The 15,381-nt window shown below is 75.5% G+C and carries 12 protein-coding genes; 6 read left to right on the top strand and 6 right to left on the bottom strand.

Translation table 11 applies throughout. The features are described 5' to 3' along the window. Positions 1 to 29 precede the first annotated feature (29 nt). Together IEY96_RS22360 and IEY96_RS22355 are read right to left on the bottom strand one after the other, a co-directional pair. On the bottom strand, positions 30 to 2,573 hold the full coding sequence (locus IEY96_RS22360) for a hypothetical protein (RefSeq protein WP_189196757.1): 2,544 nt from the start codon (positions 2,571 to 2,573) through the stop codon (positions 30 to 32). Next, the gene (locus tag IEY96_RS22355; RefSeq protein WP_189196756.1) at positions 2,570 to 3,904 is read right to left on the bottom strand and encodes an SWIM zinc finger family protein; all 1,335 of its coding nucleotides are present in this window, start codon (positions 3,902 to 3,904) and stop codon (positions 2,570 to 2,572) included. The genes IEY96_RS22360 and IEY96_RS22355 overlap by 4 nt, the downstream gene beginning before the upstream one ends. Positions 3,905 to 4,090: 186 nt before the next feature. Here IEY96_RS22355 and IEY96_RS22350 point away from each other — a divergent pair, with 186 nt between their 5' ends. After that, on the top strand, positions 4,091 to 4,639 hold the full coding sequence (locus IEY96_RS22350) for a GNAT family N-acetyltransferase (RefSeq protein ID WP_189196755.1): 549 nt from the start codon (positions 4,091 to 4,093) through the stop codon (positions 4,637 to 4,639). Positions 4,640 to 4,694: 55 nt separating this feature from the next. Beyond that, positions 4,695 to 5,105, top strand: coding sequence for a type II toxin-antitoxin system Phd/YefM family antitoxin (locus tag IEY96_RS22345; RefSeq protein ID WP_189196754.1), 411 nt, complete (start codon positions 4,695 to 4,697; stop codon positions 5,103 to 5,105). A gap of 46 nt (positions 5,106 to 5,151) precedes the next feature. Here IEY96_RS22345 and pgi read toward each other — a convergent pair whose 3' ends face one another. Beyond that, positions 5,152 to 6,786, bottom strand: a complete 1,635-nt coding sequence (gene pgi, locus IEY96_RS22340) for a glucose-6-phosphate isomerase (protein ID WP_189196753.1) — start codon at positions 6,784 to 6,786, stop codon at positions 5,152 to 5,154. 249 nt (positions 6,787 to 7,035) lie between these two features. Between pgi and IEY96_RS22335 the strand changes: the two genes are divergently transcribed. From IEY96_RS22335 to IEY96_RS22320, 4 genes are all read left to right on the top strand, one after another. Beyond that, a complete protein-coding gene (locus IEY96_RS22335; RefSeq protein ID WP_189196752.1) occupies positions 7,036 to 8,979 on the top strand; it encodes an ABC transporter ATP-binding protein in 1,944 nt (647 codons plus the stop codon). A gap of 78 nt (positions 8,980 to 9,057) precedes the next feature. Beyond that, positions 9,058 to 10,107: an aldo/keto reductase gene (locus tag IEY96_RS22330; protein WP_189196751.1), complete on the top strand. Its 1,050-nt coding sequence runs from the start codon at positions 9,058 to 9,060 to the stop codon at positions 10,105 to 10,107. Positions 10,108 to 10,253: 146 nt separating this feature from the next. Next, complete coding sequence (locus IEY96_RS22325; protein WP_189196750.1) at positions 10,254 to 11,321, top strand: hypothetical protein; 1,068 nt, start codon at positions 10,254 to 10,256, stop codon at positions 11,319 to 11,321. 41 nt (positions 11,322 to 11,362) lie between these two features. Then, on the top strand, positions 11,363 to 11,911 hold the full coding sequence (locus IEY96_RS22320; RefSeq protein ID WP_189196749.1) for an RNA 2'-phosphotransferase: 549 nt from the start codon (positions 11,363 to 11,365) through the stop codon (positions 11,909 to 11,911). Between the two features lie 75 nt (positions 11,912 to 11,986). Here IEY96_RS22320 and IEY96_RS22315 read toward each other — a convergent pair whose 3' ends face one another. The 3 genes from IEY96_RS22315 to IEY96_RS22305 form a co-directional block, all read right to left on the bottom strand. Then, the gene (locus tag IEY96_RS22315; protein ID WP_229791793.1) at positions 11,987 to 13,258 is read right to left on the bottom strand and encodes a sulfite oxidase; all 1,272 of its coding nucleotides are present in this window, start codon (positions 13,256 to 13,258) and stop codon (positions 11,987 to 11,989) included. A gap of 80 nt (positions 13,259 to 13,338) precedes the next feature. Beyond that, positions 13,339 to 13,977 carry a hypothetical protein gene (locus tag IEY96_RS22310; RefSeq protein ID WP_189196748.1) on the bottom strand — a complete coding sequence of 213 codons (639 nt, stop codon included), beginning with the start codon at positions 13,975 to 13,977 and terminating at the stop codon, positions 13,339 to 13,341. Next, the gene (locus IEY96_RS22305; protein WP_189196747.1) at positions 13,974 to 15,380 is read right to left on the bottom strand and encodes a selenium-binding family protein; all 1,407 of its coding nucleotides are present in this window, start codon (positions 15,378 to 15,380) and stop codon (positions 13,974 to 13,976) included. The genes IEY96_RS22310 and IEY96_RS22305 overlap by 4 nt, the downstream gene beginning before the upstream one ends. Position 15,381: the final 1 nt, after the last annotated feature.

The raw sequence follows: 15,381 nt of genomic DNA, 5'->3' as shown, positions 1-15,381 counted from the left end.
CCCCGGGGCCGGCCCGATCCACCGCCCTGTCAGGCCAGTGCGGCGGCGAGCCGGCGGGCCTCGGTCACGAGGCGGCTGCCACCGCCCCGGGCCACCACGTCGGCCAGGCCCGGCACCTCGATCGGTACCCCGGTCGCCCGGGCCGTCTCGGCGGCGAGGGTGAGCAGGTCGGGGGTCCCCCGGGGCGGCGCCGGCGCGGCCAGCAGCGCCGGGAGGGCCCGGGCGAGCAGGCGCCAGGTGCTCAGCGGGGCGCCGGCCGCGACCGCGTCCCGCAGCGGGGTCGCCGCCCGGGACAGCGTCACCTGGCCGTCCGCGGCCAGCGCGCCCAGGTGCGCGCCCACGGCCGGCGCATCCAGGTCACCGGCGGCCGCCAGCGTCAGCAGGGCGTCGAGCGCGGCGACCCGGTCCACCTCGTGGCGGGCGCACAGCCCGTAGGCCAGCGCCAGGTCGAGCGCCGGGCCGCCCGGGCCGGCGCACTCGGCCAGTGCCGGCAGGACCGTGGCGGCCTCCCGGACGTCCTCCTGCGCGGCCCGGGCGATCCCGGGCAGCAGGTGCGCGGCGACCAGGCCCCGGTGCCCAGGCAGCAGCGCCGGCCACAGGTCGGTCCAGGAGCCGTGCCCGCGGCCGACCAGCTGCGCCGGCACGGTGAGCAGCCCGAGAGGGTCCGCCGCACCCTCGGGCGGGGCGCTCGCCACCACGGTGCGTCGAACGGGCAGCCGGTCGTAGCCGTAGTCGTAGCCGCCCACCCGGTCCCGCCGGCCGGCCGTCACGACCCGCTGGACCGGCGCGGGCAGGGCGTCCCCGCGCAGCCAGCCGGCGAGCTCGTCGCCGGCGGTCGTGCCGAGCGCCGCCGCCTTCGCCGCGAGCGCCTCGTCCACGCCGGCGGGCAGCCGCAGCAGCGCCTGCGCCAGATCCCACCGCCACACCGGGCGGTCGCCGAGGGCGGCCAGCCGCTCGTAGAGCGCGGTCGGGTCGACGGCGCCGGTGGCCGAGGTCGGCGCGGCCAGCAGCCCCGGGTCGTCCCGCCCGTCCAACCGCTGGCCGATCTCGGCGAGCCGGGAGCAGTAGACCAGCGTGAGGGCGGACCGGCGCGGTGCCTCGACGGCGCGACGGCGCCAGAACGGGCGCAGCTTGCGCGTCAGCGACTCGCTGAGGATCGCGACCCACTGGTCCCGGCGGGTGGCCGCCTCGTCGGCCGCGGCGGCGGCCAGCAGGACCCCGTGCAGCTGGACCGGCACGTTGAACACCGCCCACGGGTGGTCGTAGGCCCCGACCTGCTGGCGGCGCAACACCGGCGACAGGGCCGCCTGGAGCCGTTCCCGGTCGGTGCTGCCCAGCCGGACCAGGCCGTCGAGGACCCGCTCGAGCGCCGACGCCGGCCAACCCCGGCCGATCAGCGCCGACACCTCCTCGACCAGCTCGTCGACCTCGGTGATCGGGGGCAGGGCGGCGGCCGCCGGCGACGGGGGTGGCAGCTCGTCGCCGACCACCGTCACGGCGGCGGACCGGACGGGCCGGTGCCCGTGGCGTTCCGCCAGCGCCACCGCGCGGTCCCGGAGGTCCGCCGACGGGTGGTCGGCCCCCGCCGCGAGGACCGTCGCAATCTCGGCCGCCCGGTCCGGGCGCTGCCGGGCGAGCGCGTCCAACCAGGACAGCTGTGCCCGCACCAGGCCCTTCTCGGGCCGGGTCAGCACCGCCCGCGCGGCGTCCGCCAGGGCCTCCAGCTCCACGGCGTCGCCGAGCCCGCGCAGCGCCCGCTGCGCCGTCGTGGCGACCGGGCCGGGCGCGTCGGCGAGCAACCTCAGGTACGCGCCCGCCCGCGCCGCGACCTCATCCGGCGTCGGTGCCAGCAGGTCGTGCAGGGCGAGGAACGGGCGCAGCGCGGCCGCCCGGTCCCCGCGCAGCAGCCGCCCGAGGACCCCGTCCAACAGGGTGACCCGGTCGAGCCGGCCCTCCGCCGCGAGCGCGACCAGCGCGCGGGGCACCGCCTGCCCGTCACCGCCGACAGACAGGTCGGCGCCGACCCCGTCCACCTCGAACAGCCGGGGCAGCAACGCGTCCAGGAACGGATCGTGGCGCAGCCGGTCGAGCAGCGGCTGCTGCTGCCGGCCGTGCAGCGGCTGCCACCACATCGCGTTGGCCCAGCCGGCGACGAACGCGTCCCCCGTCGGCGGTGGTGCCTGCTCCGCCCGCAGCAGCGCCGCCGTGAAGTGCCAGCCCTCCCACGGCTCGCCCCGGCGCATCCGCTCGGCCAGCCGGTACGCCAGGTCCGCCAGCCAGGTCACGCCCCGCTGCCGCGCCGCGGCGACCACCGGCTCCGGGTCGGCGTCCCGCAGCCACACCGACCGCCGGCCGAGCAGCGCCGCGGCCTTGGTCGCGGTGCTCTGCGTGCCGACCGCGGCCACCGCCAGCGCGGTCGCCTCCTTCCCCCACCACCAGTTGTCGCGCCGCCGCCGGACGTGGGCGACCAGTTCCTCGCCGAGCGCCCGGCGGGCCGGCTCGTCAAGCGCGTGCAGCACCGACCGGACGGCGGTCACGTCGCCCCGGATCAGGGATTCGAAGAAGTCGGTCACGCCCCCACCTCTGCCGGCGCCGCGACCATCGACACGGCCAGGGCGTGCTTGCACGGCCCGCGCTCCCCGCGGTGCCGTGCCCACCAGCGGCAGGTGCAGGCGTACCCGCCGTCGGGCAGCCGGCGCACCCGGTAGACCTCATCGTCGCTGCCGACCGTGGCGTGCTCGCCCTCCCGGACGACGGCGCCCCGCTCGACCAGCACCCGGGCACCGACCAGGCGGGGGTTGTCCCGCTCGGCCCGGCCCGCGTCGTAGGGCATGACGCGGTGGAAGTAACCGGCGTCCGCCACGTCGTAGCCGACCCGCCCGGCGGTGCCGAGCTGGGCCAGCGCCGCGCGGACCCGGTCGTCGGGCAGCGCTGCCGCATCGGCGAGGGCGGCGACGTCGATCGTCGGGTCCCAGGAGAGCAGCGCCGCGACCAGCTCGGCGTCGTCGACCACCTCGTCACCGGCGAGCGCGAGCAGGGCCGCCCCCTCACCGGAGAAGCCCCGGTAGGGCTCGGGGGAGCAGGTCAGCGACAGTCGCAGCGCCCCGGTGTCGAGTTCCCAGGTGCTCGGCACGGCCGGCGAGCCGGGCCGCACGGCCGGCCCGTACACCCGCAGGACCCGCGCATGCCGGAGCAGTCCGCGCAGCGCCGCGAGCCGGCCCGCGCCGGCCAGGCAGACGGCGCCCGGGACGGGCCGCGAGGTGAGCCGGAGCGTCCGCCCGGCGGGCACCGCCCAGAGCACCGAGCGGTCGGTGCCGCCGGGCAGCCGGCGCAGGAAGGCGGCGGCCTCCACGGCCGGGATCTCGGCGCGCGGCTCGAACCCCGCGGTGAGCACCTGCACCTCCGCGAAGCCGCGCAGCCAGCGACCCGGCAGCGGGACCTTCTTCTCCACCACCGCGCCGTCCATCGTGGAGACGGTCAGGTCGTCCGGGCCCACGGCGGCGTGCAGCGGTTCGAGCCCGCCGACCCGGGCCAGTGCCTCCCGCAACGGCGGGTTCACGTCCACGTTGGTGGTGCCGTGCCCGACGATCTCGCCGTCGAAGCCGGCCGGCAGCACGTCCATGCGGGCGTACACGCCGCAGCAGCCGGAGAAGGACTCGAAGCGCAGCCGGTCGCGGCTGCCGGTCACCACCGGGTCCAGGCTGGCCGGGCTGACCGGCTGGTGATAGCGGGTGCGGGCCACCTCGGCGACGGCCAGCAGGCCGGCGGCCGCAGCCGCGGGGGTGGTGAGGAACCCGGAGAAGAACCGCGGATTCGCCGCCGGGCCACCGCAGGTCTGGAGGTCGAGACCGGCGGCGCCCAGCGCGGACGGCTGGAGGTATCGGTACGTCTGGACGGCGTTCACGGCGCACACGGTAGAGAGACCGACCGACATCCCGGTCCCGGGGAGTGGATCGCAGCGTCCCGAACGGCGGAGACGTCACGCCCCAACACCGGACCGTCACCACCCGGGAGGTCCGGCTCGTGGCCCGCTGACGGGCGGCCCGCAATTCCGGTGCGGCGCCACCGGCGATCGCACTAGGTTGCGGGGATGTTCACCCTTCCGCTGACCGACGACGCCGAGCTGCGACAGCTGATGCCGTGGCACGCCGACGAGTTCCTCGCCAACCTCGACCGCTGCCGGGAGCACATCGCCCCCTGGGTGGGCGCCTCCTTCGTGGCCACCGACGCCGAGTCCGCCCGCCGGGTCCTGCAGAACTACGCCGACCGGTGGGCCCGCGACGACGGCGGGATCTGGGGCATCTGGCAGCGCGGCACCCTGGTCGGCGGGGTGCTCTTCGTCTCGCTCAGCACCACCACCGGGGTCTGCGAGGCCGGCTGCTGGCTGGAGCAGGGCGCCGAGGGGCAGGGCCTGGTCACCCGCGCGGCCCGCGTCATCATCGACTGGGCGGTCCGGGAGCGCGGCATCCACCGCGTCGAGTGGGTCACCAAGGCCGGCAACGACCGCAGCATCGCGGTCGCCCGGCGGCTCGGCATGAGCCGCGACGGGGTGCTGCGCGGGGCCGCCGCCGCGCCGGAGGGCCGGGCCGACATGGAGGTCTGGTCGGTGCTGGCGCCGGAGTGGACGGCCGCCGGCTGACCCCGGGCCGGTCACCCGGCGCGGTTCTGTCGTACCCGGACGTCAATATGTGTCCATGGCTGTCCCCGCACTGGCCGACCGGTCCCCCCAGCCGCGCGCCCTGCCGCTGCGCGAGGTCCGCACCCGGCTCACCCAGCTCGTCTCCCTCGCCGAGCTGACCGACACCGTCACCGTCGTCACCCGCGACGGCGATCCGCGCCCGGTCGCCGCGATCGTGCCCGCCGCAGCGGCGCGCACCGCGGCGCAGGCCCGGGCCGACGCCGACCGGATCGCCGCCATCAGCGCCGGCTGGTCCCGGCGGCTGGAGGAGCTGCACCGGCAGAGCAGCCGGCGGCACGCCGCCGAGCTGCGCGCGCTCACCGACGCCCTCGCCGAGGTCTGGGCCGAGCTGGACCGCCGCGCCCCGGCCGGCGACCCGGCGCTCGCCCGGCTCCGCGCCGCCCACGCCGACCTGCTCCGCGGCTGACGCCCGCGGCCTCCGACCACCTCGGGCCGGAGGCCGCGGGCGTACGTCAGTCCCGGCCGCGCTGCCGGCGGTAGCGGCGGATCAGCGCGGCGGTGGAGGAGTCCACGTCGCCGAGGTCCGGCCCGCTCCCGGTGAGCTTCGGCGCGAGCTGGTTGGCCATCACCTTGCCCAGCTCCACGCCCCACTGGTCGAAGGCGTTGATGTCCCAGACCGCGGCCTCGGTGAAGACGATGTGCTCGTAGAGGGCGATGAGCTGGCCCAGCGTCGTCGGGGTCAGCTTCGGCGCGATGATCGACGTGGTCGGGTGGTTACCCGGCATGACCCGGTGCGGCACCACCTCCGCCGCGGTGCCCTCCGCCTCGACCTGCTCGCGCGTGCGGCCGAAGGCCAGCGCCGCGGTCTGCGCGAAGAAGTTCGACATGAACAGGTCGTGCATGTCGCCCAGGTCGTGGTTGGGCTGGCTGAACGCGATGAAGTCGGCCGGGATCAGCCGGGTGCCCTGGTGGATGAGCTGGTAGAAGGCGTGCTGCCCGTTGGTGCCCGGCTCGCCCCAGAAGATCTCCCCGGTCGGGTACGTGACCGGCCGGCCGTCCCGCGTCACCGACTTGCCGTTGCTCTCCATGGTGAGCTGCTGCAGGTAGGCCGGGAACCGGTGCAGGTACTGCGAGTAGGGCAGCACCGCGTGGGTCTCCGCGCCGAGGAAGTCGGTGTACCAGACGTTGAGCAGGCCGAGCAGCGCCGGCACGTTCCGCGCCACCGGCGTGGTCCGGAAGTGCTCGTCCACGGCGTGATAGCCGCCCAGCAGCTCCCGGAACCGGGCCGGCCCGACCGCCAGCATCACCGACAGCCCGACCGCGGAGGGCAGCGAGTAGCGCCCGCCCACCCAGTCCCAGAAGCCGAACATGTTCTCCGGGTCGATGCCGAAGTCGCGGACCCGCTGCTCGTTGGTGCTGACCGCGACGAAGTGCCGGGCCACGGCGTCGTCGTCGGCGTCCAGCCCGGCCAGCAGCCAGCGCCGGGCCTGGTCGGCGTTGGCCAGCGTCTCCTGGGTGGAGAAGGTCTTGGAGACCACCACGAACAGCGTGCTGGCCGGGTCCAGGTCGGTGGTCTTGTCGTGGATGTCGGTCGGGTCGATGTTGGACACGAACCGGCAGGTGATCCCGGCGTCCCGGTACGCCTTCAGCGCCTCGTACGCCATCACCGGCCCGAGGTCGGAGCCGCCGATGCCGATGTTGACCACGGTGCTGATCCGCTCGCCGGTGTGGCCCCGCCAGGCGCCGGAGCGGACCCGCTCGGCGAAGGCCGACATCCGGTCCAGCACGGCGTGCACGTCGGCGGCCACGTCCTGGCCGTCCACGGTGAGCGACGCGTCGCGGGGCAGCCGCAGGGCGGTGTGCAGCACGGCCCGGTCCTCGGTGGAGTTGATGTGCTCCCCGGCGAACATGGCGGCGATCCGGTCGGTCAGCCGGACCCGCTCGGCGAGCGCGGTCAGCAGGCTCAGCGTCTCGTCGGTGACGAGGTTCTTGCTGTAGTCCACGTGCAGGTCGGCGACCTCGCCGGTGAGCCGGTCACCCCGCTGCCCGTCCGCGGCGAACAGCTCCCGCAGGTGCGTGCCGCGCATCGCCTCGGCGTGCTTGCGCAGGGCCTGCCATTCGTCCGTGGTGGTGACGTCCACAGCCATCGGGTCGATCTTCTCCTCTACGACGGGTCTGCCAGCGGGCCGGCGTCGCCCCGCTGCCGGCGACCCCACCAGCCTGCCACCCGGGACGGGTACGCGCGACGCGACCCGACATCGCCCACCTCTCGGGAGCCGCGAACCGCCGGCTCGCGACATGTGTTTGGGACGGATGTTCGACACGCCGGTTACGGGCAGACAGCACGCGGCTGCGGAAAGTAAGCTCCGGTGCCACCCATCGGCTGAGGAGGTGCGATGACCAGGGTTGTCGGCCCGCGTGCCCCGTCCGACCGGGACGAGCCGGCCGAGGGCGCGGCGTTGCCGGAGCTGGCGGACCCGCACTGGATGCACCGGGCCACCGAGTTCGCCCACACGGGCTTCTGGGCGGTGGCTCGCCGGCTTCCCGTCCTGGTCCGGGAGGCCATCGCCCTGGCCTGGGCGACCAGCCGGCGGGACACGCTCGCCTCGATCGGGCTCAACGTCGCCGCCGGCGTGCTCACCACGCTGGGCCTGCTCGCCACGACGGGGGTGCTCCAGCAGCTCTTCGCCGCCGGCCCCACGCCCGACCGGATCCGCGCGGCGGTTCCCGCCCTGGTGCTGGCGGCAGCGGCGGTGACCGCCCGCGGCGCCCTGACCGTCGCCGCGGGTTGGGCGCAGGCGCGGCTCATCCCGCAGATCAACTACGCGGTGGAGTTGCGGCTGTTCGAGACCACTTCGGCGGTCGAGCTGGCCGCCTTCGACGATGCCGGGTTCGCCGAGGAGATGGTGCGGGCCCGGGACCGGGGCCTGGCCGAGGCCGGGTCGATCGTCAACGACACCGTCAACCTGGTCACCGGCGTGGTGGGCGTCGCGGCCACCGCGGCTGCCGTGACGGTGATCCATCCGCTGCTGTTGCCCTGCCTGCTGGCCGCTGCCGCGCCGGAGGCGGTGACCGCGGTGCGGATGGCCCGCCGCCAGCACCTCGACTGGCTGGCCCGGGTCACCCGGCAGCGCCGCAAGTGGATGCTCGGCGACCTGATGGCCCACCGGCACACCGCCGCCGAGATCCGCGCGTACCAGATGCGGGAGTTCCTGCTCGCGGAGTTTCACCGCATGATGAGCCTGGAGACCCGCGCCGAGCTGCGCCTGGCCCGGGCGCAGACGATGACCCGCGCGGTCGGCCTGTCGGTCACCGGGGTCGCCGCCTTCGGGCTCTACGCGGTCCTCGGCGGCCTGTTGCTCAACGGTGTGGTCGCCCTCGCCGCGGCGGCCACCGCCCTGCTGGCGTTGCAGTCGGCCCGGGCCGGCCTGCGCACCGCCGTGTTCGCCACCAACTCGCTCTACGAGGACGCGCTCTACTACCAGGACTACCGGGACTTCCTGGACCGCGCCCGGCACCGGGTGCCCGCCGGCGGCACCCGGCCCGTGGACGGCTTCGAGCGGATCGACCTCGACCGGGTGAGCCTCCACTACCCGGACACCGAGACGGCCGCCGTCGACGGGGTCAGCCTGACCGTCCGGCGCGGCGAGGTGATCGCGCTGGTGGGGGAGAACGGCTCCGGGAAGACCACCCTGGCCAAGCTCATCGCCGGCCTCTACCGGCCCACCGCCGGGGTGATCCGCTGGGACGGGGTGGACACCGCCGAACTGGACCCCCGGCAGACCGCCGCCCAGGTGGCGGTGATGAGCCAGGACTGGTGGCGGTTCCCGTTCACCGCCCGGCAGAACATCCGGATCGGCCGGCACGACCGGCCCGCAGACCGCCCCGGGCCGGAGGTCGAGGACGCCGCCCGGGACGCCGCCGCGCACGACATGATCACCGAGCTGCCGTTCGGCTACGACACGCTGCTGGACCGGCAGTTCAAGGACGGCCAGGACCTGTCCGGCGGGCAGTGGCAGCGGCTCGTGGCCGCCCGCGGTCTCTACCGGGACGCCCGGCTGCTGATCTGCGACGAGCCGTCGGCGGCCCTCGACGCGCGGGCCGAGCACGCCCTCTTCCAGCACCTGCGGCGCCACCCCGACCGGGCCGTCGTGCTGATCACCCACCGGCTGGCCAACGTCCGGCACGCCGACCGGATCTTCGTGATGGACCACGGCCGGCTCATCCAGCAGGGCAACCACGACGAGCTGATGGCCCAGGAGGGCCTCTACCGGGAGCTGTTCGAGCTGCAGGCGGCGGGCTACCTGGCGCAGGCCGGGGAGGCCGCGGCGGAGAGTTGACCTCGAGCGCGCTCGAACTCCTACGGTGACCGCACCGGCCGCCGCCCGGTCAGCGCGGCGTCATCCCAGGGAGCCCACATGCGTTACCGCGTCCTCGGCGGCACCGGCATCCAGGTCAGCGTCCACTGTCTCGGCACCATGATGTTCGGGTCGGTCGGCAACCCCGACCACGACGACTGCGCCCGGATCGTCCACACCGCCCTCGACCGGGGGATCAACTTCGTGGACACCGCCGACATGTACTCGGCGGGCGAGTCGGAGGTGATCGTCGGCAAGGCGCTGCGGGGCCGACGCGACGACGTGGTCCTGGCCACCAAGGTGCACTTCCCGATGGGGGAGGGGCCCAACCGGGGCGGGAACTCCCGACGCTGGATCGTCCGGGCGGTGGAGGACAGCCTGCGTCGCCTGGGCACCGACTGGATCGACCTCTACCAGGTGCACAGGCCCGACCACACCACCGACGTCGAGGAGACCCTCGGGGCGCTCACCGACCTGGTCCGGGCCGGCAAGATCCGGGCGTTCGGCTGCTCCACCTTCCCGGCGGAGGAGATCGTCGAGGCGCAGCACGTCGCGGAGCGGCGGGCCCTCGGCCGGTTCCGCACCGAGCAGCCGCCGTACTCGCTGCTGGCCCGTGGGATCGAGAGCGCGGTCCTTCCCGTCTGCCAGCGGTACGGGATGGGCGTGCTGGTCTGGAGCCCGCTGGCCTCCGGCTTCCTCTCCGGACGGTACCGGCAGGGCAGGGCCGTCGACCTCACCGCCGGCCGGCCGGCGCTCACCCCGGCCCGGTTCGACCCGGCGCTGCCCGGCAACGCCGCCAAGTACGCCGCCGTCGAGGAACTGGCCGCGCTCGCCGAGGAGATCGGCTGCTCGCTGCCGGAGCTGGCCGTCGCGTTCACCGTGGCGCACCGGGCGGTCACCTCGGCGATCATCGGGCCGCGCACCATGGCCCAGCTGGAGGGGCTGCTCAAGGGGGCGGCGCTGGCGCTCGACGACGCGGTGCTGGACCGGATCGACGAGATCGTCCCGCCCGGCACGAACCTCTACCAGCCCGACGGCGTGTGGTCCCCGCCCGTGCTCACCGACCCGGCACTCCGGCGCCGTCCGCCGGCCGAGCGCGCCGCCGCCTGACAGCGGAGGCCGCCGCCAAGCCGGCAGCCGGTCGGCCCGCACCGGCCCTGCTCGCCACGAGAGCGCGGCGGCGACGGCGGTGGGCGGACGGCGGCGGCGGGACGACCGGTTGCCGCCGGCCGCCGTCCTCCGGCAGGATGCCCGGAATGGCCCGCCCGTCCGCCCGCCGTGCCACCGCCGTCGCGGTCCTGGTCGCCGTCTGCGCCGCCGGCTGCTCCGAGCCGGCCACCTCGCCGTCCGCCGCGTCGACGCCCACCGGCGGGGTCAGCGCCACGGCGGCCCCGCCGGCCGGCCCGTCGCCCGTCCCGGCCGCGCGGGCCGGACTCGGCGGCCGGCCCAGCCCGAGCGCCCGGCCGTGCACGGTCTTCCCGGCGGACAACGTGTGGCACGCCGACGTGTCCCGGCTGCCCGTGCACCCGCGTTCCGCCGCGATGATCGGCGCGATCGGCGGCGGGGCCACGGTGCACGCCGACTTCGGCTCGGGCCGGTGGGAGGGCGCGCCGATCGGCATCCCGGTCACCGTCGTACCCGCCGGCCAGCGGCGGGTCCCGGTGACCTTCGGGTACGCCGACGAGAGCGACCCGGGGCCGTACCCGGTCCCGCCGGACGCGGCGGTCGAGGGCGGGCCCGACGGCACCGGCGACCGGCACGTGATCGTCTGGGACCGGGCGGCCTGCCGGGCGTACGAGCTGTTCGACGCGCACCGGTCGGGCGGCGGCTGGCGGGCCGGCTCGGGAGCGGTCTTCGACCTGCGGTCGAACCGGTTGCGCCGGGCGGGGTGGACCTCCGCCGACGCGGCCGGACTGTCCATCCTGGCCGGGCTGGTCCGCTACGACGAGGTGGCCGCCGGCCGGATCGACCACGCGATCCGGGTGACCGTGCCGCGCACCCGCACCGGCTGGACCTGGCCGGCCACCCACTCCGCCTCGTCGGCCACCGACCCGGCGCTGCCGCAGCTCGGCCAGCGGCTGCGACTCAAGCGCTCGGTGGACCTGTCCCGGCTGCCCCGGCAGGCCCGGATCGTCGCCGAGGCGATGCAACGGCACGGGTTGATCGTCGCCGACCACGGCTCGGCCTGGTTCCTCTCCGGCGCCCCCGACCCGCGGTGGGACAACGACGCGCTGCACGCTCTCGGCGGCCTGCGCGGCAGCGACTTCGAGGTGGTGGACGCCGCGGGGCTGATGGTGAGCGCGGGCTCGGGCGCCACCGGCTGATTCCCGTCGACCCGTCCTGGCCGCTGGGTCACACTGTCCGGGTGGATCATCGTGACCTGGTCCGGGTGAGCAAACGGATGTCGCTGGCCCTGCGCCACCGCCCCGACCGGTTCCACCTGACGCTCGACCGGGCCGGCTGGGTGCCGGTCGCCGACCTGCTCGCCGCGCTGGGGATCAGCCGCGCCGATCTCGACGCCGTGGTGGCCGGCAACGACAAGCAGCGCTTCGCCGTCGAGCGCGGAGCGGACGGGGTCGACCGGATCCGGGCCAGCCAGGGCCACTCCGTGCCGGTCGACCTCGGCCTGGACCCGGCGACCCCGCCGGACCGGCTCTTCCACGGCACCAGCGAGGCTGTCCTGCCGGCGATCCGGGCCGAGGGGCTGCACCGGGGGCGCCGGCACCACGTGCACCTCTCCCCGGACGTGGAGACCGCCCAGCGGGTGGGCACCCGGCGCGGCGGCGCCGTGGTGATCCTCGCCGTCGACGCCGCCGCCATGGCCGGCAACGGCTACGTCTTCTACCGCAGCGCCAACGGCGTCTGGCTCACCGACACAGTCCCGCCCGCCTACCTCACGATCCCAGCCGGTTGATCATGAGGTTGCGACCGCCGGTAACGGCGCGTCGGGACGGCAACTTCATGATCAACGGCGCGCCCCGGCAGGGGGTCAGAGGGCTCTCACCGGGTGGTGGACGATCCCGTCGAAGAGGTAGGCGAGGGTGTTGGGGGTGGCGCGGTCGGGTTGGGTCGCGCCGGTCGTGTCGGTGGCGCGGGCGCGCAGAGTGAAGCGGCCGGGGGCCGGGGGGCGCCAGCGCGTCGTCCAGCGCTGCCAGGGGCCGCCCCGGTCGGCGGCCACGAGTTCGGCCGGGCGCCAGCCGTCGCCGGTGTCCACCTCGACCCGGTCGATGGGGCCGTTGCCCGACCAGGACCGGCCGTGCAGCACCACCTCGGCGCCGGCCGGCACCCGGGCGTCCCAGGCCAGCTCGAACGCGCTCTTCACCGGCTGCGCGCCCAGCACCGTGCCCTCGGCCGGGTGCCCGGGGCCGAACATCCGGTAGAACCGGGTGTTCCACGGGGAGAACAGGGGGGTGGTGGAGACCTCGACGGGGCCCACCCACTTGATCGAGGAGATGCCGATCCAGCCGGGCACCACCACCCGGACCGGGAAGCCGTGGTCGGCGGGCAGCGGCTCGCCGTTCATCTCGTACGCCAGCAGCACGTCGTCGAGGGCCTTGGCGATCGGCAGCGGGCGGCGTACGCGGCCCAGGTTGATCCCGCCGGTCACGTAGTCCGGGTCCAGCCCCTCGGGCATCACGTCGACCGCGTCGTCCCGCAGCCCGGCGAGGCGCAGCACGGTGCCCAGCCGGACGCCCCGCCAGCGGGCCACGCCGACCCCGCCCAGCCCCCAGGCCACCCCCGGCGCCGGGTCGTCCTGCTGCTCGGCGAAGTAGCGCCGGCCGTTGCCGGCACACTCCAGCAGCGCGGCGTTCTCCTCGGCGGGCAGCCGGCGTAGCTCGTCGAGGCTGAACTCGACCGGGGCGTCCCGGGTGGGGGCGCCCCGCAGCCCGGTGCCGAACAGGCGCAGCCGCCAGGTGTCGGCGTCCAGGCGGGGCGTCACGGTGTGGTTGCGGACGAAGAAGCGGTCGTTCGGCACCACGTACCCCTGCCCGGCCAGCGCCGTCCAGCGCATCTCGGCGTTGGTGTCCAGCGGGCGCAGCAGTTCCGGCGGCAGTGGCTTGGCGATCGGCGTACCCGGGTCGACGCCGACCGGTGCCGGGGCCACGGCGACCGGCTCGCGCTCGTCCGCCGCGGCGGTCAGCGCGGCCATGGCCGCACCCAGCTCCAGCAGTCGGTCGCGGTCGACGCCCGCGCCGTGGGCCTCCCCGGCGAGCCACTGCCGGCTCCGGCGGGTGTCGTGGTCGGCTTCGGCGTGGGACACGGGTGACCTCCGGAGGCTCGGCGACGCTGCCTTTCCTATTCAATCAGTAGGACTTTTCGCCGGGGCGGCGCAGGTCCGGGTCAGGTCGCCCCGATCAGCGTCACCACGCCCGCGGCCACCAGCACGCCGGCCCAGAGCCGGTCGACGTTGAACCAGGCCCGGCGCAGCACGCCGACGCCCAGCACCTCGTACACGAGGAGGGCGACCGCCAGGGCGACGCCGAGCATGGCCCCGGTGTGCACGGCCGCGGCGGCCAGCCCGGTGAGCGCGCCGGCCGGCGCGGCGGCGACGTGCCCGGCGTGCGGGCCCGCGGTCACCGCCGGTTCGGCGAGCAGTACCGGCAGCAGCATCAGCCCTGCGCCGTGCGCCGCGGACATGAGGAACGACCAGCCGGCGAGCTGGGCCGCCGACAGCCGCATCCCGGCCCAGCGGAAGTGCCGCTCGGAGAGCAGCCGCCACAGCCCGAACCCGACCAGCAGCACCCCGCCGGTGACCGCCACGGCGGTGCCGGCCGCCACCGACCGGGTCGCGCTGACCAGCGCCGCGACCACCGCCACCGAGGCCAGGTGGCCGGCCGCGATCGGCGGCAGCGCCCGCAGGAGCGCCGCGCGGCGGCGCTCCTGGAGACCCCGGGCCACCGCGAAGAGCCAGCCCATCGCGGGGTTCAGACCGTGGAACGCGCCGAGACCGGCCAGCGCGGCCCAGGTCGCACCGGTCACGGGAAGCAGTACGAGTCGGAGGAGGCATCCCCGCCCTGCAACCGGGTCTGGTGCACCCGCAGCCCCCGGAAGTCGTCGCCACGGGGGAAGAACCGGGGGTCCGGGGTGAGCCCGCCGCGCTCCGGGTCGACGTCCAGCTTCGCCAGCCAGGCCCCCACCCCGTCCGGGTAGAACTGGTCGTCCCAGGAGCCGTAGAGGGAGTTGCTGACGTAGACCCGGCGGCCGTCCCGGCTGATCTCCACCATTTGCGGGCCACCGGCGAGCGGCTCGTCGGGGTACGCCGGGTGGGCGGTGCGGGCCACGATGCCGCCGAGCCGGACGGAGCCGGTCCGCACCGGGTGGAACGGGTCGGAGACATCGTACTGGAGCAGCTCGCCGGTGCCCCAGCAGGAGACGTACAGGAAGCGGTCGTCCACGGACAGGTCGATGTCGGTGACCAGCGGCGGGACCGCCCCGAACGGCTTGAGCAGCTCCGGCAGGTCGGCCGGATCGGCCGGCTCGGCGGGGATGTCGATCACCTTGGTCACCGCCCAGGCGTCGCCGTCGCGGTGCCAGAGCCAGATCGAGGCGGAGAGGTCCTCGACGCTGATCACCACGCCGACGAAGCCGTACGACTTCGTCGGGTCGTGCGCGGGGCGCAGTTCCAGAGGCATCTGGTACTGGTCGCCGAGGTCGATCCGCTGCACGTGCCGGCGCTTCGCCAGGTCCCAGAAATGGATGGCGTGGCCGTACCGCCGGCCCAGCAACAGCTCCCCGTCGATGCCGTCCTCGATCATCGACGGGGTGCCCCACTCGCTGGAGACCAGCACGTCCTGCGTGTAGTGCCACCAGAAGTCGTACGCCAGGAACTGCGGCCCACGGTCGGCCTCCCACGCCCCGCGCACCTCGAACGAGGTGTGGTCCAGCACGGCGATGCCGCCCGGCCCCTCCTGCCCGTCTGCGCCGCCCAGCGCCGACACGTAGATGCCGTCCGGCCCGCAGTGCACGGTGTGCGGGCGGGAGTAGCCCGCCCGCTTGCCCAGCTCCTCCGGACCGATCACCTTGACCAGCTCGGGCCGGCGCGGGTCCGGCTTGGTGTCCAGCACGTGGATCCGGGAGGAGCGCAGCCCGGGCACGATCAGGTAGCGCCGCTCCACGTGCGGGTGCGGCGCGGTGGGGCAGAGCGCACTGCTGCACGCGTTCCAGCCGAAGTGGTGCAGCTCGTCGCCGGTGAACGGCAGATCCGTCCACCCCACCACCCGCCCGTACGTGGCGGAGTCCGGGTCGGTGTCGAGCACCGCGACGGCATCCGGGCGCTGTCCGGCCCGGTCGAAGGCGGCGACGTACGCCAGCTTCTCGGCGGGTGCGGTGGTCGCCTGGGCGGGGGAGGGGTAGAAGGTCGGGTCGGGGGTCCAGCGGGTCATC

This window comes from Micromonospora fulviviridis, from assembly GCF_014648395.1.
Classification (GTDB): domain Bacteria; phylum Actinomycetota; class Actinomycetes; order Mycobacteriales; family Micromonosporaceae; genus Micromonospora; species Micromonospora fulviviridis.
This window is presented reverse-complemented; position numbering and strand designations above follow the sequence as displayed.

Bases quoted from the DNA above. Each gene is read 5' to 3' on its own strand.
- IEY96_RS22350 (WP_189196755.1), top strand. From the start codon at position 4,091: ATGTTCACCCTTCCGCTGACCGACGACGCCGAGCTGCGACAGCTGATG.
- IEY96_RS22345 (WP_189196754.1), top strand. From the start codon at position 4,695: ATGGCTGTCCCCGCACTGGCCGACCGGTCCCCCCAGCCGCGCGCCCTG.
- pgi (WP_189196753.1), bottom strand. From the start codon at position 6,786: ATGGCTGTGGACGTCACCACCACGGACGAATGGCAGGCCCTGCGCAAG.
- IEY96_RS22335 (WP_189196752.1), top strand. From the start codon at position 7,036: ATGACCAGGGTTGTCGGCCCGCGTGCCCCGTCCGACCGGGACGAGCCG.
- IEY96_RS22330 (WP_189196751.1), top strand. From the start codon at position 9,058: ATGCGTTACCGCGTCCTCGGCGGCACCGGCATCCAGGTCAGCGTCCAC.
- IEY96_RS22325 (WP_189196750.1), top strand. From the start codon at position 10,254: ATGGCCCGCCCGTCCGCCCGCCGTGCCACCGCCGTCGCGGTCCTGGTC.
- IEY96_RS22305 (WP_189196747.1), bottom strand. From the start codon at position 15,380: ATGACCCGCTGGACCCCCGACCCGACCTTCTACCCCTCCCCCGCCCAG.